The 20462-nt window shown below is 37.9% G+C and carries 20 protein-coding genes and 1 pseudogene; 8 read left to right on the top strand and 13 right to left on the bottom strand.

The genetic code is table 11. The features are described from left to right. Positions 1-397: 397 nt before the first annotated feature. Together DKZ56_RS04665 and speB are read right to left on the bottom strand one after the other, a co-directional pair. Positions 398-703 (bottom strand): type II toxin-antitoxin system PemK/MazF family toxin, encoded by a 306-nt coding sequence (locus tag DKZ56_RS04665; RefSeq protein WP_208651601.1) that lies wholly within the window; start codon positions 701-703, stop codon positions 398-400. A 677-nt stretch (positions 704-1380) separates the two neighbouring features. Next, a complete protein-coding gene (gene speB / locus DKZ56_RS04660; protein ID WP_208651600.1) occupies positions 1381-2253 on the bottom strand; it encodes an agmatinase in 873 nt (290 codons plus the stop codon). A gap of 271 nt (positions 2254-2524) precedes the next feature. On the opposite strand from speB, the gene DKZ56_RS04655 reads away from it, so the two are divergent. Next, positions 2525-4579, top strand: a complete 2055-nt coding sequence (locus DKZ56_RS04655) for a transglycosylase domain-containing protein (protein ID WP_208651599.1) — start codon at positions 2525-2527, stop codon at positions 4577-4579. 301 nt (positions 4580-4880) lie between these two features. Here the strand turns inward: DKZ56_RS04655 and DKZ56_RS04650 are convergent, their stop codons facing one another. Next, on the bottom strand, positions 4881-5402 hold the full coding sequence (locus DKZ56_RS04650; RefSeq protein ID WP_208651598.1) for a YwhD family protein: 522 nt from the start codon (positions 5400-5402) through the stop codon (positions 4881-4883). Between the two features lie 70 nt (positions 5403-5472). On the opposite strand from DKZ56_RS04650, the gene DKZ56_RS04645 reads away from it, so the two are divergent. Beyond that, complete coding sequence (locus tag DKZ56_RS04645) at positions 5473-5658, top strand: 2-hydroxymuconate tautomerase (RefSeq protein WP_208651597.1); 186 nt, start codon at positions 5473-5475, stop codon at positions 5656-5658. 47 nt (positions 5659-5705) lie between these two features. On the opposite strand, the gene DKZ56_RS04640 is transcribed toward DKZ56_RS04645, so the two are convergent. The 3 genes from DKZ56_RS04640 to DKZ56_RS04630 form a co-directional block, all read right to left on the bottom strand. Then, positions 5706-6917 (bottom strand): polysaccharide deacetylase family protein, encoded by a 1212-nt coding sequence (locus tag DKZ56_RS04640; RefSeq protein ID WP_208651596.1) that lies wholly within the window; start codon positions 6915-6917, stop codon positions 5706-5708. Between the two features lie 138 nt (positions 6918-7055). Further along, complete coding sequence (locus DKZ56_RS04635; RefSeq protein WP_208651595.1) at positions 7056-8354, bottom strand: HD domain-containing protein; 1299 nt, start codon at positions 8352-8354, stop codon at positions 7056-7058. Between the two features lie 173 nt (positions 8355-8527). Then, complete coding sequence (locus DKZ56_RS04630) at positions 8528-8758, bottom strand: YuzB family protein (RefSeq protein ID WP_208651594.1); 231 nt, start codon at positions 8756-8758, stop codon at positions 8528-8530. A gap of 252 nt (positions 8759-9010) precedes the next feature. On the opposite strand from DKZ56_RS04630, the gene DKZ56_RS04625 reads away from it, so the two are divergent. Continuing rightward, positions 9011-9682, top strand: coding sequence for an RsfA family transcriptional regulator (locus tag DKZ56_RS04625; RefSeq protein WP_208651593.1), 672 nt, complete (start codon positions 9011-9013; stop codon positions 9680-9682). A 7-nt stretch (positions 9683-9689) separates the two neighbouring features. Here the strand turns inward: DKZ56_RS04625 and lipL are convergent, their stop codons facing one another. After that, positions 9690-10523, bottom strand: a complete 834-nt coding sequence (gene lipL / locus DKZ56_RS04620; RefSeq protein WP_208651592.1) for an octanoyl-[GcvH]:protein N-octanoyltransferase — start codon at positions 10521-10523, stop codon at positions 9690-9692. 189 nt (positions 10524-10712) lie between these two features. Here lipL and hemQ point away from each other — a divergent pair, with 189 nt between their 5' ends. Further along, positions 10713-11462 (top strand): hydrogen peroxide-dependent heme synthase, encoded by a 750-nt coding sequence (hemQ, locus tag DKZ56_RS04615; protein WP_208651591.1) that lies wholly within the window; start codon positions 10713-10715, stop codon positions 11460-11462. A gap of 83 nt (positions 11463-11545) precedes the next feature. Here hemQ and DKZ56_RS15520 read toward each other — a convergent pair whose 3' ends face one another. From DKZ56_RS15520 to DKZ56_RS04605, 3 genes and pseudogenes are all read right to left on the bottom strand, one after another. Continuing rightward, positions 11546-11932, bottom strand: coding sequence for a group II intron maturase-specific domain-containing protein (locus tag DKZ56_RS15520; RefSeq protein ID WP_281275700.1), 387 nt, complete (start codon positions 11930-11932; stop codon positions 11546-11548). Positions 11933-12063: 131 nt separating this feature from the next. Then, positions 12064-12433 (bottom strand): annotated as a pseudogene (locus DKZ56_RS15515) (hypothetical protein); the annotation flags it as partial. Between the two features lie 375 nt (positions 12434-12808). Then, positions 12809-13423, bottom strand: coding sequence for a DedA family protein (locus DKZ56_RS04605; RefSeq protein ID WP_208651590.1), 615 nt, complete (start codon positions 13421-13423; stop codon positions 12809-12811). Positions 13424-13618: 195 nt separating this feature from the next. Between DKZ56_RS04605 and DKZ56_RS04600 the strand changes: the two genes are divergently transcribed. After that, positions 13619-15148, top strand: coding sequence for an NAD(P)H-hydrate dehydratase (locus DKZ56_RS04600; protein ID WP_208651589.1), 1530 nt, complete (start codon positions 13619-13621; stop codon positions 15146-15148). Positions 15149-15256: 108 nt separating this feature from the next. Here the strand turns inward: DKZ56_RS04600 and cypC are convergent, their stop codons facing one another. From cypC to DKZ56_RS04585, 3 genes are all read right to left on the bottom strand, one after another. After that, entirely contained in the window at positions 15257-16525 is a 1269-nt protein-coding gene (cypC, locus tag DKZ56_RS04595) for a CYP152 family fatty-acid peroxygenase CypC (protein ID WP_208651588.1), read from the bottom strand. Positions 16526-16618: 93 nt separating this feature from the next. Further along, positions 16619-17161 (bottom strand): hypothetical protein, encoded by a 543-nt coding sequence (locus tag DKZ56_RS04590; RefSeq protein ID WP_208651587.1) that lies wholly within the window; start codon positions 17159-17161, stop codon positions 16619-16621. A 656-nt stretch (positions 17162-17817) separates the two neighbouring features. After that, on the bottom strand, positions 17818-17955 hold the full coding sequence (locus DKZ56_RS04585; protein ID WP_208651586.1) for a YpzG family protein: 138 nt from the start codon (positions 17953-17955) through the stop codon (positions 17818-17820). Between the two features lie 177 nt (positions 17956-18132). Between DKZ56_RS04585 and DKZ56_RS04580 the strand changes: the two genes are divergently transcribed. The 3 genes from DKZ56_RS04580 to DKZ56_RS04570 all read left to right on the top strand — a co-directional run bounded on the left by DKZ56_RS04580 (position 18133) and on the right by DKZ56_RS04570 (position 20137). After that, complete coding sequence (locus tag DKZ56_RS04580; RefSeq protein ID WP_425471040.1) at positions 18133-18441, top strand: YunC family protein; 309 nt, start codon at positions 18133-18135, stop codon at positions 18439-18441. Between the two features lie 276 nt (positions 18442-18717). Then, positions 18718-19425: a glycosyltransferase family 2 protein gene (locus DKZ56_RS04575; protein ID WP_208651584.1), complete on the top strand. Its 708-nt coding sequence runs from the start codon at positions 18718-18720 to the stop codon at positions 19423-19425. A gap of 16 nt (positions 19426-19441) precedes the next feature. Continuing rightward, positions 19442-20137, top strand: a complete 696-nt coding sequence (locus DKZ56_RS04570) for a lysophospholipid acyltransferase family protein (protein WP_208651583.1) — start codon at positions 19442-19444, stop codon at positions 20135-20137. The last annotated feature ends 325 nt before the right edge of the window (positions 20138-20462 follow it).

Below are 20462 nucleotides of genomic sequence, written 5' to 3'. Positions count from 1 at the left end.
TACAATGCAATATAACGAAAAATAATGTTTCACTTTTGGACAAATCAAAGCGACGAGCGTATGTTTAGGAATGGTAATTTTAAAAAAAGCAAGAAGCCATCCACACAAGTGAATGGCTTCCTACTAGGCCTATAAAGGCGAAATGTCCGCAACGTGGCGGAACGTTGTATTATATAAGATGTTCATTTTTCTATAAAATACTCGAATTAAACCAAAAAAAGAGAACGATTTTAACGCTCTCCTTTTTCATATGCCTACTATAAAGGTAGGACGTCGATAACCACGTTAAAACAACGTGTGAAAAGCCTACGACAAAGGTAGGGCATCGTAATTTTTATTTAATTACAATTAAATTTTCTTGTTCAAACTTGTCAACTTTATATTTTAGAAACTAAGATCATTGAGTTGCCCGTTTTAATTTTGCTAAAACCTTTTTATCATCTTCTTCTGATATTTCTCCCAATCGCTTAGTTAATCTTATTTTACTAACACTTCTCAACGCTTCTGTCATAACAGCTGAATCACTGTCTAAAAATGAATATTTCTGTTTGAAAAGAAAATAATGAGAATTGAAGCGCGGAATGGGTCGTCCATTTTTTAAAATCGGTTTATTGTCTTGTTTATTTATTTTCACTTCAAGTTTTGAAGTTAAGGGAGCAATGAGAACATTAGGATCACCAGAATTCATAATATTGTTAGACATTACTAAAACAGGTCTATTTTTTTACGCTCATTATTTTGTTCTGAACCAATGTTTTCTCCTAAATCACATAAATAAATGCTTCTCTGTGCTATTCTTCTTTTTTGTTGGGCTTCTTTGCTATCTATCCATTCTTTCGCAAGAATAATTTTTTACGATTCCCAATTTGTAAAGCTTGTTCTTTTATTGTTTTTTCTTGACTATTTGACATAGATCTCCTCCTTTTCTATCAAATTTATTTTACATCATCACAAATCTGGTTCGTATATTTCAATTTTTATATTTTCATTTGCTGAAGCATCTCGACTTTATTCTTGTTTCATTTTAAATTACTGCAGCGAAAACAAATTTCCTTATTTCATCAAAAAGAACATACAATCACCAAAAAAATTAGAGGTTGGGACAAATCTAAAAAAACATCATTTTCTCCAAGGAGAAAATGATGTTTTTTTGATATGTTATTAAAATTGATTTCCGTTCCGGGGACGCTTTCCGCGGGCCCGGCTCGAGCCTCCTCGGAGCTCATTGCTTCGCTCCTGCGGTGTCTCGAGACACGGGCTGTTCCCGCAGGAGTCGCCCCGTCACTTCAATCAATTTTTAGTTATATCAAATATTTATCAAAACCCTTTCAACTACCCCTTTAATTTTTTGTTTATGTCCCAGCCTCAATTTAATTTATATTATTTAACCCAACCAAGAATCATTTCTCTTAGCAATTTAGAAGCGGTGTTTACAGTCATCTCAGAGTGATCGTAAACAGGAGCCACTTCCACTAAATCAAAGCCAACAACATTTACTTCGCTTCTTGCAATTTCATGGATGGCTGCTAGAAGTTCTTTGGATGTAATGCCTCCGCAATCTACTGTGCCAGTGCCAGGAGCAAAGGCAGGATCGAGCACGTCGATATCTGTTGTAATATAAACATTGCGTCCTTTCAATGTAGGAAGCACTTCTTTTAAAGGCTCAAGCACTTCAAACTTCGCAATAAACATGCCGTTTTCCTTCGCCCATTCAAACTCTTCTTTGAGGCCGGAACGAATACCAAACGAATATACATTGCTTGGCCCAATCATTTCCGCAATTTTGCGAATCGGCGTTGCGTGGCTTAACGGTTCCCCTTCATAATCAGTGCGCAAATCCGTATGGGCATCAAAGTGAAGCACTGCCACATCCGGATATTTTTCATAAATCGCTCTTACGACACCCCATGTTACTAGATGTTCTCCACCCATGCCGACTGGAATTTTGCCATCTGCTAATACTTTCCTTACATACTTTTCAATTTCCTCTAAAGATTTTTGAGCATTCCCAAATGGCAGCGGAATATCTCCGGCATCGAAAAATTTCACATCATCCAATTCCCGGTCTAAATAAGGGCTGTACTCTTCTAATCCTACAGACACTTCTCGAATTCTTGCAGGGCCAAATCGGGAGCCTGGACGGAAGCTGACTGTCCAATCCATTGGCATGCCGTAAAGGACGGCCTTGGATTCTTCGTAATTTGGATGGCTTTTTATAAACACATTGCCTGAATATGTTTCATCAAAACGCATTCGAATCACCTACTCTATTGTTATGATACATAAAGCTAAAAATTTCGAATTCAAAGGAATCCGGAACTTTTTTCGACAATTTTCGTAAACACTTTTAGATTCAAAACCGCTGTTTGACACAGAAAAAACTTTCCCATTTGAATCAATTTCATACAAAAAAAGTATAGACGTTTTTAGACAAAGTGCAACAGTTTTTTTAATATCGATTTTCGATTAAACAGTAAATTTCCAGTACATACTATGGGTAATTGGAAGAAATGAGGTGAAATGGATGGATCGACGGAGTTTTCATCGAAAAATGAGACGGCAAAAACGCAAAAAACGAATCGCTTTTTATTCGATTGCCCTTCTTTTTGCAATAGTTGTAGCTTTGGGAAGCTTGAGATTATATGCGCAAATTGCCGGAGCTCCACCGCTTACGATACCGAAAGCATCCGTTTTCCTAGATCGCAACGGCAATCAAATTGGTGACCATTTCACAGATCAACGCCGCTATTGGAAAGAGCTTGATGAAATTTCACCTTATTTAATTGAAGCGACTATTGCTGTGGAAGATAAAGATTTTTATCAACATCACGGATTCGATTTTCCGCGGATTGCCAGCGCCCTTTTAACCGATTTAAAAACCCGAAGCAAAGCGCAAGGGGCCAGCACCATCACTCAACAACTCGCTAGAAATCTATATTTGACTTTAGATAAAACGTGGTCAAGAAAATTAACAGAAGCTCTTTATGCTTATCGATTGGAAATCTTTTATTCTAAAGATGAAATACTAGAAGCATACTTGAACACCGTCAACTACGGCCATGGCATGTACGGGGTTGAAGCGGCCAGCAAATATTACTTTGGCAAATCCGCAAGCGACTTGACTTTGGCGGAATCTGCATTGCTTGCGGGCATTCCGAAAGGGCCAAGCATTTACTCACCAATTAATAATTATGAAAAAGCCATCAATCGCAAGCATTTAATCTTGTCCTTAATGGAAGAGCAAAATAAAATTTCTAAAGAAGAAAAGGAACGGGCCTTATCTCAAAAGATTGTATTGAAAAATGATCAATGGACCGCATCAAAAGCCGCTCCGTACTTCATCGATGCAGCTTGGCAAGAAGCAGCGGAAATTTTAGAAAAGAAAAACTTGAATTTCCGCTCAGGAGGTTGGATCATTAAGACGACTTTAAATCCAGCCCATCAAAAAGCAGCGGAAGAAGCGATTGAGAAAAATATGCCGGATAACGATTTGCAAATAGGGCTTGTTAGCATGGATGTAAAAACTGGACAAGTAACAGCTCTTGTGGGAGGACGCGACTACCGGGAAAGTTCCTATAACCGTGTAACCCAAGCTTTTCGCCAGCCAGGTTCTGCCATTAAGCCGTTTCTTTATGCGGCAGCATTAGAAAATGGTTTCACGCCCCTTACTTTTTTGGATGTGGGCGAAACGATTTTCACTTATGATAATGGCCGAGCAACGTATAAACCTCAAAACGTCAATGGTAAATTTGCGGATGGGGATATGTCCATGGCTCAAGCCATTGCTATCTCTGATAACATTTATGCGGTGAAAACACTGGAACAAATCGGATATGATAAATTCCGGGAAATGTCAAAGCGATTCAATTTGCGCTTTACCGATAAAGATAATCCTTCCATGGCTCTCGGAACGGTGGAAAATACGCTATATGCTTTAACAAATGCCTTCAATATCATTGCGGCACAAGGAGAGTACCGCAAACCAACGACCATTTTGTCCATACAAGATGAGGAAGGCAAAATCGTTTATGAATACGAAGAACCTCCGAAAGAACAGATTGTTTCGAAACAAGATGCGTTTATTTTAACGCAAATGATGACAGGTATTTTCGACCCGGTATTCAGCGACTATTCACCAGCAACTGGTGTTTCCTTACGTCCACGGATGACGCATACGTATGCCGCAAAATCAGGAACAACCGTTTCAGATCAATGGCTCATCGGCTATAGCCCTTCGCTTACTGCAGGCGTTTGGAACGGTTATGACCAAGGAAAAACGCTGTCCACTTCCTCGGATATGTCAGCCCATAAACAAGTGTGGATTGATTTTATGGAGGCTGTTCATAAAGATAAACCGAATGAATCTTTTGAAGTGCCAGATGGCGTAAAAGGGGTGCTCATCGATATTGAGACGGGCAAACTGGCGACAGATGCATGCCCGAAACAACGCTTGATGTATTTAAAAGAAGAAGATATTCCGACAAAGAAATGTACAGATTTGGACTTCTTTAACGAAGATACTTGGAACGGTTTCTTCGAATTATTTCCGTTTGAATCATTCAAGCAATGGCTCCAATAAAATAAAAAGGGTGTTGGCCTTTGCCAGCACCTTCTTTATTGCAAAAAATTAAAGCTTCCCCTTAGAAAGAGAAAGCTTTTGTAAATAGAGTTTTTATGAAGCATTTGGCTTGGGATTTTTCAAATACCACATAGCATAAACTCTATCTACAAAATGTCCTAGTTATACTATTAATCATTATAACTTCAGTGTACTTTTTTTTTAGAACGGTTTCAACCAAGGAATAAATATTACAACTTTTCGTCACATTTCTGACACAAATGCTCAATTTTTTCGGCAAATCCATTGACAAATAGACACATTATTCATATATAGTTAATTCATCTTTCAATTGTTGGCTGCTTCGTTCCCACATGGCTTGATCGTGGTTTTGAAGGAATTCTGCCAACACTTTCTTCGATTCAGTATCCATATGGCTTACTACAATTTTATGTTTCAATGATTTGTCCATTTTATTTACATGGTCCGCTAAAATTTTATAGCCTCTTCGCTTTTCTTTATTTACCACCATTTCGCAAGCCGCAACCCCCGCATAGTATGGACCCTCTTCTTTAATATCAACCGTCACCCATACAAGCCAGTATGTTTTTCCGCCTGCAGAATCTTCCCGGTTCGTTGTGAATTTTACGCCCTTTTCCACTGCGCTTTTGGCATGCATAGCCCCCATGTCTATAAAAGCTTGTTTTTCTTCTATGTCAATGAAAACCGGAGTAACATTCTCCAGTGAAACTGTGCCAATGCCAAAACCTTTATGACCATCCGTCGGGTCGTTTTTGATGATGGTAAAAGACATTTTTTGTTTTGGTTTTTCTTGATTTGTCATATTGTCATCCCCTCCATTTAAACCTATTATAATAATTATACTCTAAATTTATCCATTAGGAGGTTCAGGCATGCCAGTAGTTACAATCAAAATGTTAGAAGGACGCACAGATGAACAGAAAAAAGCGATGGTAGAAAAAGTGACTGAAGCGCTCGTTGAAACAATTCAAGCAAAACCGGAAGCAGTTACAATTATAATCGAAGAAATGCCAAAAAATCATTATGCCACTGGCGGTGTTCGTGCTTCCGATAAATAAGGATGCATCTAATTTTACACAAGTAAAGGGTGACTATTCGTCACCCTTTACTTATAGTTCCCTACTTTCCTTGCAAATTGATCCAACGATAACCCCGGTTCTATGCCTAAACGCTCTAATGTGTATAGATTTTCTCCTAAATTTACTTTACCGCCTCTTGTTGAAACGGCCATTCGGAAGCCTGCTTTTTTCACCGCATTGATATAATTTTGATTATATTGGCCAAATGGGTACGCAAAATAATACGTTCCTAAAATATTTCTGCTCATTACTAAATCACTATATAAATCGTATTCAGAAATCGTCAAGCCCTTCGCTTTTGACCCAACTAAACTATGTAAGTCGTGGGTATGGCTTCCGTAGCGAAAAATATCGCTCATCTCATCCATATCTTGTTTGCTTAAAAATCTTAAAGTATCCCATTGGAAAGGCTCTTTTGACGCAGGAATTCGACTCGTAATGATAAATTGCTCCGCCGTAAATCCGTTCTCTTTTAATACCGGATACGCATATTCCCTCGTGCTTGTGATGCCATCATCAAAAGTAATCACCACCGCTTTTGCAGGAAGATTCACTTGGTGCTTCATATATCTTTCCAGATCGTAAAGAGAAATCGTTTGGTATCCATTGTTTTTCAGCCATTGCATTTGCGCATTAAATTCGACCGTTGTCACTGTTGTATTAGCATTGGCAAAAGCTGAACTTGCCTTTTCTTCCGGCTTTAAAATATGATGGTACATTAAAATCGGTATGCCATAGTCAATGCTTGTTTTGAATTTTGGCATATAGCCGATTCTTCCACCAACGTCCACTTTCCAAAAGTTCTTGCTGTAATCACCAATAATTGGATAGCGAATGCCTGCATGGATGGTGATCATCGGTTTCAATTTTCCAGAAGTATTATCAAATACTTCCACATCTTGATTAATAAGCACCGTCATATTGGAATTTTTGACATTCTTATTGACGTTTCGCTCTGTCCAAGTTACAGAGCGGTAAACGTCGTTTTTATTAATGTAACCATAGCCGTTTCCGAATTTCACCTGAAACCAATCTTGTCCATATTCTTGATCAATGACAAGGGGCTGATTTTTTTTCATCGTTGCAACAGGCACTAAGGAACCGGTTCGGTTGTCGTAAACTTTGACGTTGTCGCTCAATGGAACGGCAAAACTAACGCTGCTTGCTGCTTCCCCGAATGTCGGGGCAATTAAAATCAGGGGAAACAAGAGCATACAAAGTTTAAGAAAGAGCCTCATGTTGCTTTTCCTTTCTCTGAAGTAGTCACAGTCTATTATAATATAATTTTTGCCGAATATTATAAGAATTTGATATGGAATGTTTCTCCTTTATCCGTTTTTCTCATAAGAAATACGAATCAGACTGCATCATTCCAGTCATATTAACAGTTTTTCGATTTCTTGTTTTATATTTGAATCTAATGCAGGTTCCATTAATAGTTCTTTTGGATAATACACTTTATGGTCCTTTTTCATTCGCCCAGCAATGGCATCAACAATAAAAGATTCTTGAGACAGCTCGCGGATGTCGCCATTAGGCATTTCTAAAAAGATTGGAAAACGATTTGTTTCTTTATCTGGTTCATAGTAATCATAAGGCAAGTCCGATGTGCAATCATGATAAATATAGTATTCTGTATCTACACCAGCTTGCTGGAATAATTCTTTTAATTTTTCAAAGCGCTCTGGCTCTTCCTCCGGGTTGAGATTAATATAATTAAACAATTTACGAGTGATGAATCTCATACTTAAATCACTTAAAATCGGATCTTTTTCTTTCATCCACATTTTGAAATAGGTAACTAATAAATACTCATCCAGCTCCAAGTAATCTTCCACTGTAATCTTGTTTTCAAAAAAAGACTTAAAATGAATCGGCTCCACTGCAAATTGATAGCCTTGCTCATACAAATGCTTTGTCCGTTTCAAAATATTGTTTAATAATACTTCTGCACTTCGAGACACCGGGTGAAAATAAACTTGCAAATACATTTGATAACGGGACATAATATAATCTTCCACCGCATGCATGCCGCTTGCTTTGATGACCACTTTGCCTTTTCTTGGACGCATGACGCGAAGAATTCTTTCCATATCAAAGTGGCCGTAGCTGACGCCTGTATAGTAGGCATCTCTTTGCAAATAATCCATCCGGTCCGCATCAATTTGGCTGGAAATAAGACTTACCACAAGTTGATTTTCATAGGTTTTTTCAATCACTTGCGCCACTTTCTCCGGAAAATCATCTGATACTCGTTTTAACACCGCATTGACTTCAGTATCTCCCAATAAAATTTGTCTTGTAAAATATTCATGGTCCGTTTTAAAAACATTTTCGAAAGCATGGGAAAATGGACCGTGGCCTAAATCATGAAGCAGGGCTGCACATAACACAAGAAGACGTTCATCCTCATTCCAATCAGGTCTTCCATGAAATACATCGTCAACGATACGTCGAACAACTTCATATACCCCTAATGAATGATTGAATCGGCTATGTTCTGCACCATGAAATACAAGATACGTCGTGCCTAGCTGGCGAATTCTGCGTAAACGCTGAAATTCTTTAGTGCCAATTAAATCCCAAATCACTTGATCTCGAACATGAACATATCGGTGCACGGGATCTTTAAACACTTTTTCTTCCGGCAGTTTTTGCTTAGCATATTCTTTCAATAGACTGCACCTCGTTTCTTCCAATTCTTACTATTTATTATAAAGAATTTTTTATTTTTTTTACACGTTTCTTTGTTCGGTGCCGCGATTCCCGGAAGTTTTGCAAATAGAGTTTCCTAAAATCTAAAAAATAAAACAAGCTACCTTCTACCATGATAGAAAGTAGCTTGTTTTTAATCGATTTTTAATTTGGCTTTTACTTTTTCCATTAATTCTTCTTCCGTTAATGCATTGACGGGTCTTCCATTCACAAAAGTAAAAGTCTTTTTGCGACCAGGTCCGCAATAAGATTGGCAACCAATCACAATTGTTGCATCGGGATCTAATTTTTTCAATTTTGGAATGAGCGTTTTTAAATTGACGGCTTGACATTCATCACAAACTCTAAATTCGTTTGCCGCCATAAGGTCAACAATCCTTTCTATTATTCAAATTCAAAAAACTTGTGATTTCCTTTTTAGCCTAAAAGATATTTTAGACTATACCAACACTTGCATTCAAGTGAAAAGGACAAATATCCATCAAAGGGCTGAATTTCTTCTTTTTCATAAATTCATATAAAAATTTATTCAGAAAAATGAATAAAATTGGAACTTGTTGGACAGGATATGTTTTGACAATAAGAAACTACTACATTAATAACAGGAGGTTACACGATGGCAAAATTAAGACAAGATGCATGGTTAAAAGAAAATGATGAACTGCTTGCAGAAGCGGTTTTAAGACACGTCAAAGAAGGAAGCACTCAGCTGAATGCCTTTGAAGAAGCGGGAGACAAATTAAATCGAACTCCGGCAGCTTGCGGTTTTCGCTGGAATGCAGTTGTCCGCAAACGCTATGAAAAAGAATTAGAAGAAGCAAAAAGAATCCGCAAAGAGCGCATGAAATTATTAGGAATGAACGGCAGAAGACGTTCTCCAGGCGTTTATTTGCTTCCTAACTCAAACGAAGAATCAAAGCCTATTTCCTTATCTGATATGAATTTAGATATTGTTATTGCTTATTTATTGCGTTTGCAATCTCAAGGCGGCACTGACACCGAAGCCACAAAATGGCGCCAAATTGCCAACTCTGCTACTGAAAAAATAAAAGAATTAGAAAAAGAAGTGGAAAAATGGCGCGCTGAAAATAAACAAATCCGCGAAGACTATGAGCAATTTGTTCAAATTATGAACCGCGCTCGCAGGCTAGTTGCATTGGAAGATGAAGAACCACGCATTGCACCAGTATTTAAAATGGAGAAAAACGGCAATTTAGTTGCTGATTACTCACACATCCAATCCCAGCAGCAACAATCTAGCATAGAAAACGTAGATGTGCCGAATTAAAGCTCATCTACGTATTTTTTCCAAGCATTTTTTCATTCCGCTCCAACACTCTTTTTAAATAAAAAGAATATAATTCTAATTCGTCGCCTTCAAGCGGTTGGAACAATACTTTTTCAGACAGCGAAGCGAGCAGTTGCTGAACTTGAATGACTGTTTCTTGAACGGTAATCGGACGATTTAACAACTCACTTAAACTTGCCATCACGTCCGGTTGAATTTTCGGATACTGAAATTTTGTCTCTTTCCCTTTTAAACTCGTTTCATACAATTCTTTAATTAATTCCGCCCGCTCGCTTCCACTTCCCTCAATACATAAATAAATCTGTACAGCCACACCGTTTCGCAATCTGCGCTGAGAGATTCCAGCAAATTTCTTTCCTCCGATGCTCAAATCATAGGAACCCGGGCAATAAGAACCGACAATCTCATAAGCTTGAATCTCTTCAGCTGCTTCTGGAAATAAGAGTTTCACAAATTGCAGCATCACTTCATACCCAGTATGAATACTAATAGAACCAGGCGCTTCAGAAAGTACGATGGAAATATTTAAAATTCCTTTGTCCAGCACAACGGCAAGCCCGCCGGAATTTCTTACAATGGCTTCATAATGAGCTTTTTTTAACATCTCAATACCCTCTTGAATAAAAGGCATACGATGATCTTGAATACCCAACACAACATATGGATGGTGAACCCAAGTGCGGACAACAGGTGCGGACAAACCTTGACCGACTAAATGACAAAGCGTATCATCCATTGCGAAAGATTCCAGGGGAGTTCGATGACAGGACATGGATTGATCGATGAAACGCCACGTTTTTTGCTTTAACATTGAATGCATTCCTTATACTCCTCACAAAATGATTAACGTGCAAACTATAGTTTTAGGATACACAAAATCAATTGTGAATAAAAGTGGACGAATTTATGAAAGGTTCATTATTTTGAAGCATTATTCGAAGGAATATTTTATAATTTATGCTAAGATGATAACTGTGAATGATTATCAATTCGAAGGAGTGTTTATGTAATGAGCGAAGCAGCATTTACTTTAGACGGCTGGTACTGCCTACATGATTATCGCGCTATCGACTGGACTTCTTGGAAATTGCTCCCTGAAGAAGAACGTCAAGCAGCATTAGATGAATTCTACGAATACCTTGATAAATTAGAGGAAGTTCACCAAGCAAAAACTGGCTCCCATGCTTTTTATTCTACAATCGGACAAAAAGCGGACTTTATGTTAATGATTCTTCGCGAAACGCCTGAAGAAATCCAAGAATTAGAAAATGAATTTAATAAATTAAAAATTGCTGATTATACGATTCCAACATATACTTATTTCTCTGTTGTGGAACTTTCCAACTATTTAGGCGATTCTGACGAAGATCCATATCAAAACCCATATGTTCGTTCCCGTTTATATCCGGAACTCCCACGAACAAAATATATTTGTTTCTATCCAATGGACAAACGCCGTCTATTAGATGACAACTGGTATATGTTGCCAATGGATGAACGCCGCAAATTAATGCGCTCTCATGGCGAAATCGGCCGCAAATATGCAGGCAAAGTGAAACAAATAATTACAGGCTCCACTGGTTTAGACGACCATGAATGGGGCGTAACACTCTTCTCCGACGATATGCTGCAATTTAAGAAAATTGTATATGAAATGCGATTTGATGAAGCTTCCGCCCGCTTTGGCGAATTTGGCGAATTCCTTGTAGGTACTTTATTAGATAAAGAAAAATTTACAAAACTTGTAAACGTCAAATAATGTATCGAGTAGGAGGGAGCGATTAACTCCCGTCCTCTCACACCACCGTACGTACGGTTCCGTATACGGCGGTTCAATTAAGATCATTGACGCAAGTTTTCATAACGAGCTTCAAGACTTTTCAGCCCTTGGTTTCTCCAATAGGAGTTACCAAGGGTTCTGTGTAATATTGGACTATTTGAAATACGCCAATAACCCTTCCGAGTATTTCCCCATTCATACGCTTGCCATTGTGGTACGCCAAGTTGAATAAGGTTGCGTATCTTTGTTTTCGGTTTCTTCCAGTTCTTCCATAGGCACATTCGAAGTCTTCTACGAATCCATTTGTCTAATTCAAGGAATATAGATTTGGTGTCTGCTAACGCAAAATATCCACACCATCCCATTAGATATTGATTCAGTTTCTGAATGCGGTATTCCATCGGGTAGGGCATCTTGCGTGATGTGATTTCACGAACTTTATTCTTCATTCGTTTAAGGCTTTCTTTTGCGATACGAACCTTTGGCTCTTTATGATAGGTAAAGCTAAATCCTAGAAACTTACGTTTCCATGGACGGTCGACCGCTGATTTCTTTTCATTTATGCTATAAGCTAGTGCGTATTGACCTTCTGTTGCGATTTGTACATTGTATCCAGCTTTCAATTGACCGTTTTTCATATAGTCGTCTTTCATTCGCATGAATGTCGCATCTTGATCTGTTTTGGAATAACTGTTCCGTTCCCCCAAGATGTCCAAGTCTTTTTGGTATTTTTGTTTTCGTAGAATGAAGTCTATTAATTGTTTGTTATAAGCTAGTGCGTATTGACCTTCTGTTGCGATTTGTACATTGTATCCAGCTTTCAATTGACCGTTTTTCATATAGTCGTCTTTCATTCGCATGAACGTCGCATCTTGATCTGTTTTGGAATAACTGTTCCGTTCCCCCAAGATGTCCAAGTCTTTTTGGTATTTTTGTTTTCGTAGAATGAAGTCTATTAATTGTTATGGGGATAAATGGAAAAAGGAGAATTTGAGTTGGCTCAAATTCTCCTTTTTCCTATCTAGAAGCTAGTTTTGTCCCAGCCTCTTTTTTGATATGTTATCAAAATTGATTTCCGTTCCGGGGACGCTTTCCGCAGGCCTTCCTCTGATTCATTCCTTCGCTCCTCGTGGTCTCGAGAGGGATTGTTGCAGGAAAGCTTTGAATTTACTTCCTTGAGCTTGCTCCGCTTTGCGACTAAGCGTGCGCGACAGAAACTTGCCCCGTCACGCCAATCAATTTTTCGTTAGTTCAATTTTTTATCAAAACTCTTTCAACTGCCCCTTTCATTTTTTGTTTATGTCCCAGCCTCTATAACATGATCTTTATTTTTTTAAAAACTGCTTTTTCCGGACGTACCATATCACAAATAGTAAAAAAGCAATGACAATCACAACATATGCAATATGCGAATAAACATCCATCACTTCTACAATTTTTGTCCAATTATCTCCAAGGGCAGCCCCAACATGCACCAACACCGTATTCCAAATCAAAGTTCCCAACGTCGTCAATAAAAGGAACAGCCAAAACTTCATATTGCTCATACCGGCCGGAATGGAGATTAAACTGCGGATGACCGGTACAAATCGGCCGAAAAAGACTGTCCAAAAGCCGTAATGGTCAAACCAAGCATCCGCTTTATAAACATCTTTTCTCGTTAATCTTAAAATGCGCCCGTATTTATCAACGATTTTGACAAGACGCTCCACATCCAACAGCAAACCAATGCCGTATAAAATAATTCCTCCCGCCACCGATCCAAGGGTTGAAGCAATAATGACTCCCGTAACCGTTAAATCCGTAAAAGTCGTCATAAAGCCGCCAAAGGTTAAAATGACCTCTGAGGGAATTGGAGGAAACAAGTTTTCTAACATAATTAATAAGAAGACGCCTATATATCCAAAATCCTCCATGATTCTCTGAATCCATGTTTCCATTTTTACTGCTCCTTATGTATTTTAAATTTCACATTAACTCTTTCATTATGAAGTTCTTCCTTCTGTTAGTCAAACCTATCAACATTAGACTTCTTTTTTTTCCCAGAAGTTTCACACTTGCGACAAAACGGATTATTGTAGAATTAAGTAAAGGAAAAGATTTTCAAAAATATCTTATGTAAAGGAGGGGTTTTTATGTATGTTGCCGACCAAAAATCCATGCAAACCCTTGATCGATATACAATGGAACAACTGGGATTGCCCGGCGTTGTATTAATGGAAAATGCAGGGAATGCTGTTGTTCAAGAAATCATAAATGATTATCCTCACCATACTCGCGTGTTAGTGATCTCTGGGCAAGGAAATAACGGCGGCGATGGATTCGTCATTGCAAGACGCTTAATCGACTTAGGATATGAAACAAAGCTTTGCTTTATTGGAAAAGAAGAAAAGCTGAAAGGCGATGCTCTTGTTCATTATCAAGTGTATAAAAACCGCCAGTTGCCGCTCTACCGTTATCAAGAAGGAGAAGAAGACATTTTCGCTTATATTCAAAAAGCGGATGTGATTGTGGATGCCATGCTGGGGACAGGCGTTTCCGGCGGTGTACGTTCCCCCTTCGACAAAATTATTGAAGCGGTAAATGAGTCCAATAAAGATGTCATCAGCGTGGATGTTCCTTCTGGCCTTAACAGCAATACAGGGGAGATAGGAAATATAGCTATTCAAGCAAAGAAAACCATCACTTTTGCTATGCCAAAAATCGGATTTTTTGTTGGAGATGGACCAAAAGTAATTGGGGTATGGAAAGTTGCAAATATTTCTGTTCCCGAATCCATTGTAGAAATCCTTCAACTTCAACTGCCTAAATTGATAGATGGAGAAAAGGCTAAGGCTTCGCTGCCAAAACGAGAAAAACACGGCCATAAAGGAACTTTCGGCCACTGTTTAGTCATTGGCGGTTCCAAATATTACATCGGGGCACCCATCTATACTGCTAAGGCGGCTTTTCATTCGGGGATTGGTCTTGTCACCCTTGCCATACCTGAAACCATTTATTCGCATGCTGCTGGAACTTGCCATGAAAGTCTCTTCTTCCCACTTTCAGATGTGAAAGGGTCAATTGATAGCAAAGCCCTTGAAACCATTGACTTTTCCAAATACAAAACGGTTGTTTTTGGTCCAGGACTAGGCAGGGAATGTAATGGGGATGCAATGATTCGAACTTTGCTCGAAAAGCTTACAACCCAAACATTGATTGTAGATGCTGATGGATTGTATTTTCTAAAAAATCATTTAGGAGAATTGCAGCATTATGAAGGAGATATCATTTTAACGCCCCACCCCGGGGAAATGGCCACTTTAACCGGAAAAACTGTCCGGGAAATTGAAGCCAATCGTTTGGATGTTGCAAAACAGTTTGCAACTGCTTATGGCGTTTATTTATTGTTGAAGGGTCATCGCTCCATTATTGCAACGCCTCAAGGAGAACTATGGATTAATCCCTATGGAAATGATGCACTTGGAAAAGGTGGAAGCGGAGATGTGCTGACAGGATTGATTGCATCCTTTGTTTCCCAACAAAAAGATTCCGTTAAAGCCTTATTAAGTGCAAGCTATTATCATGCCATTGCCGCTGAGGAATTAGGGAAACAAACATCCAATTTTGGAGTCACGCCGATGGATATTATTCATTATATTCCTGTGCTTTTTGGACAAGCATAAATTTTGCAGGATGGCTATTATTTCAAGAAATATTTAATGCCGGGCTTTTTAATACCTTAAAAAACATCAGGCTGCCTATATCCATTTTCTAGGCAGCCCCTTTGAAATTTAATGAATGCTTTCCTTTTGTCTTTTGACATTTCTCAAAATGACTTTGCTTTTTGGAATGCTTGGAATGTCATCCTTTGTTATATACAAATCCTGTTCCGGCACTTCATAATCCATTTTATTTAACAAATAGGCCAAAGCTAAATTCATCATTTCAATAGTTAGCTGCTCGCCTGGACAACGGTGGGTTGTTTTGACATTTCCCCCTCCCTGCGGAATCAAACTGAAACGATCATCTTTCCATTTGGCAAAACGTTCCGGTTGAAATTCATCGGGATTATTCCATAGATTCGGATCATGATTCGTTCCATAGATGTCTAATAACACCAATGTTCCTTCTTGAATGGCGTATCCATTCCAAGTGAAACTGCTTTTTGCCCTTGCCGCAACAAATGGGAGAAAAGGATAAAAACGTCTCACTTCTTGAATAAAGAAATGCGCATAATCCGGATGCTGTTTCAATTTTACTCTTTCATGAGGGAAATGGGCCAATGCCATGACAAGAAAATTAATATAGATGGAAATAGCCACTACAGGCTGCACTATATTAATGATTTCAACGGCAGCCGTTTCAGCATCCAACTGCCTTCCGTCGAGGTCTTTATAAAAGACGAATTGGTGCAAGATGGAATCGGGGTGGACTTGAACTTTATTGGAGCGGATTCGTTCTACTAATTGCTCCATCTTTTTCTCCATTTGATTTCTTTTAATTCTCCCCATCCAATGCTCTATTCCAATAGCAGCCGAAGATTCAAACATCGCTCCCAATTCATTCATAAAGACATCTGCATTTTCTTCATAAATAGGGTATCCAATCCATTTAAAAGCTGCTTTGCACAACAGCGTTTTGACTTCTTCATAAAAAATAATTTCCTCTTTTTTGGACCATTTATCCAACGCCTTTTCCCATTCAATTTTTGCAATATCTAAGAAATTAGCTACCTTTTCTTCCGTCAAGGCATTTAAAAACATTTTCTTTCGATGTTGATGGGCTTCTCCATCAAGGGTCTGAACACTATTTTTTCCAAACAATGTTTCAATCAATCGGTTTGGCACCGCATCTTGTCGTTGAAATTTTGTTTCATCATAAAATAATCGGGCTGCCTCTTTTCCTCCTAAACAAATGGCTTTTCTACCCAAAATCCTTGTTTCGAAAATATCCGTTTGTAAATTTTTCCTTCGATTTAAAATATATTCATAACCTTCTTTTAACAGAGTTAAACTATGGTCGATTCCTTCATCCTTTGGAATTTGATTGATGTTTTCCATTGCTGCACCTCTCAAACATTCGTTTGCTAGGCTTAGTTTGCTACAGATTTTCTATTTCATGCAAAGGTGCGAACACATTCTTTTCCTCATATTTCAATGGCAGAACTCGTCCAATTGGTCTCTTAATAAATAATATAAAGGCCCTTCGTATTCTAACTGCAAATGGCTTAAACACTGCAAATCATATGGAGAAATGAGGGAAATAGGCTTAGGTAAATCCACATTCGCTCCTTCTTTTAATACGTGGGCTACAAATTGAGAGCAAAAATATGCATATTTCCTATGCAAAGGTTTATTAAAAACGTATGTAATTAATCCGGTTAAATTGTATTTATATTTTTCATGATTTGCTTCAATGGCATTAATAATGGTTTTCATACGGACTATTTCTTCTTGGGTTGCCCAAAAGCTGTAAATAGCCCCTCTGCTTCTAAGAAAAAGTTCATTGCGCAAATCTTCTTTTACAAACCCTCCGATAAACGGATTATTCGGATATTTTCTTCCAAAACTGTATACTTCCATAAAGTCGGAATCAAATGCAATCGAAGCATGATTGTAAACTCTTTTCGTATATAGTTTGATGATTCTCGTAAAAAGGGTGCCCGTATCTGTAAACAATAAATAAACTTTCTCCATTCCGGCTTTCTCCTTTTTCATATACCCCCATTCTAAAAAGATTCCTTCATTGATAAAACCGGCCAGAGAAATAATATCTTATCCGTCTGAGGTCGTATTTTTCCTTTTGGAGAAAGCTTTCTGAGAGAAAAAACGCTCAAAAAAAAAAAATAGAACCCGGAAACTAATCCGGGCCCAGATTTCACAAATGGCGACATAAAACAATCAACTCTCTAAGGTGGCTAAGCTTTTCTATTTTGGTTGATCAATGGACTGCTTTTTCACCTTCAAGAGTTTTAGGTGGAGTTTCTGAATCGGCTTTTTCAATGGTTTTGTCCATCGGTAATCCCCCCTGTGTTCATGCCGTTTATCCTTGTGAATTCATTTACTGAATTTCACAAATTCCGACATGAAACTACTCTCTAAAAGGTGCTTCATCCATAATCAATTGTGGACTACTGCTGTACCTTTCAAGAGTTTTTCGGTGGAGTATCAGTATTAGCTTTTTCAGCGATTTTGTCCATCGGTAATCCCCCCTGTGTTCATGTCGCTTTTTCCTTGTGAAATCATTATTTATTATGACTTCATTGAAAGGTTTTATACACCTAAAATGATTTTTTTAAAATTTAAACCCGGAAACTAAGTTCCGGGTCCTTTCACGATACCGCCATGATGAATTAATATTGTCTTGCCTTTGCATCCGTTCTCAATAATTGGTTGTGAAGAGATATTTCCGTTTGGCCATTGATTAGAGATTTTTGATATTTTGGCTTAATGCTTCGGTTTCTTAATGTCGGAAGATCCTTCTTAGTCATCGGCAGTCACCTCTTTCATCATGGACGATTTTTTTGTGAAAGTATTCTTAGTATGAAAAGTTCGTTAAACACTATACGTTCCTTATATTGTTCATTCCTTTGACCGCACTTAAAAATTCTATATTGAAATCAGAACCATTTTTTTCATCGTTCCATATGTTATTAACGAAAGGAGCGATGTTATTGGTTTCCATTGAACCAATTGAACTGGAAGGACATATGTTTACAGCCGTCATTGTGCATTTACCTAAAACGACTTTATTAACGATTTCAAATGAAATTGGCTATATCATGTGTGGTGCGCTGGATGTTCAATTATTAAACACTCGGCTTGCGGACAGAAAGATTATTGCAGGCCGCGCTGTTGGTGTAAAAACCATTGAAGATTTATTAAAAGCTCCTCTAGAATCGGTCACAACAGAAGCAGAAAAATTGGGGATCGTCAAAGGAATGACGGGCGAAGAAGCATTATTAAAAATGATTTAGGCATTGTGTATGAAAGGAGGATCGATTAGATGAACCTCCTTTTTGCGTATATCCCAAATTATTTTTTCTATTCATTCTTTACATTTTCCCTTTTCTAAAGGAAAGCGAGAATATTGGAATGAAATGAAAATTTTTGAATATACATGAATAAAAGATTCAACCCAACGACTTTCTGATTTCCATAATTTCTAAAAATATCAAGAATTCTCTTTTTCATGCTACAATTATATTAAATTTTTATCTCCAAGGACAAAGGTATAGAAAGGAAGGGACGATATGAACAAAGTCTGCATTATCATTCCTGCCTTGAATCCAACACGTGAATTAATCAACTATATATACCATTTATTGAAATACGGTGTTTCACAAATTGTCGTGGTCAATGATGGAAGCTTGGAGAGCTGCAATCCGATTTTTCATCAAATTCAATCGATTCAAAATTGCACGGTGCTCACCCACGAAAGAAATAAAGGAAAGGGGAGAGCATTAAAAACAGCTTTTGAATACGTTTTGAAGCAACAAAATGTGCATGGAGTGGTAACTGCTGACGCCGATGGTCAACATTCCGTTGCCGACGTCATTCACTTGGCAAAAAACCTAAATGATATTCAAGACGCCATTCTCCTTGGCGTACGGGATTTTGACCAAAATCACGTCCCAGCAAGAAGTTACTTAGGCAATAAAATAACAAGTTTTTTATTTCATGTATTCTTTAAAATCAAACTTCAAGATACACAAACAGGTCTTAGAGGCATTCCAATCACCCTTCTCCCTTCCCTGCTTTCTTTAGAAGGGGAACGATATGAATATGAAATGAATATGCTGATTGCTGCTGTTAAAAGAAAAATTCCTATTAAACAAATTCCCATTCAAACCATCTACATTCATAAAAACAAAAGCTCCTATTACCATCCGATCAAAGACTCGCTAAAAATTTTCTCAATGATTGTTTCTGGTAGTGTAACAAAACAAAAAACGGAATGAAGGTGAAGAAAAGAACATGACATCTAATTTTTACGGCAAGTTCTTTCTCATCTCTCAATGGATTGTTCGAAAAATATACCCGGCTTATCGCATCCAAATTAACGAAAAAGTTAAAGATCCCGTAGTTTACATTTCCCATCATCAAAATCTCTTTAGTCCATTTATTATTTACTTATGGTTTCCAAAAAGTTTGAGAACTTGGATATTGCATGTATTTCTAGACCGCAAAAAATGCTTCCAACAATATGTGGATTACACATTTACAAAGAGATTTGGCATGAATCCAACCATTGCTAAAATTTGCGCTTATCCCATTTCTTTTGTAATCGCTAACTTGTTAAAATCAGGAAAGGGTATTCCTGTATATAGAGGATCAAAAAAAATCATCAAAACCTTTCAACTGACAGTGGAAGCCTTAAAAAAAGGCGAAAGCATCGTCATTTACCCAACGATTGATTATACGAGCACATCCAATGAAACAAAGGATATGCATGAAGGATATTTGTTTATCGAAAAATATTATTTCAAGGAAACAGGACAGCATGTGCAATTTGTTCCCTTATACGTCAGCAAAAAAAATCGTCTCATTATATCCGATGAACCCATTGCTTTTCAAGACAATGAAGATTTTTCAAGCGGACAAAAGCGGATTGGAGAGCATATGAAAAACAAATTGTATGAACTTGCGAAAAAATGCGGCGATGTTGAATAACTAAATACATAAGAGCTAAACAAATAAAGAGTCTGGGACATAAACAAAAAATTATAGGGGCAGCTGAAAGAATTTTGATAAAAAATTGATAGAACGAAAAATTGATTGGCGTGACGGGGCAAGTTTCTGTCGCGCACGCTTAGTCGCAAAGCGGAGCAAGCTCAAGGAAGTAAATTCAAAGCTTTCCTGCAACAATCCCTCTCAAGACTACGAGGAGCGAAGGAATGAATCAGAGGAGAGTCTAGCCGGGCCCGCGGAAAGCGTCCCCGGAACGGAATCAATTTTAATAACATATCAAAAAAACATCATTTTCTCTTTGGAGAAA

This window comes from Ureibacillus thermophilus (assembly GCF_004331915.1).
GTDB lineage: Bacteria > Bacillota > Bacilli > Bacillales_A > Planococcaceae > Ureibacillus > Ureibacillus thermophilus.
Note: the sequence above shows the minus strand (reverse complement) of the source record. Positions and strands in the feature narration are given on the sequence as shown.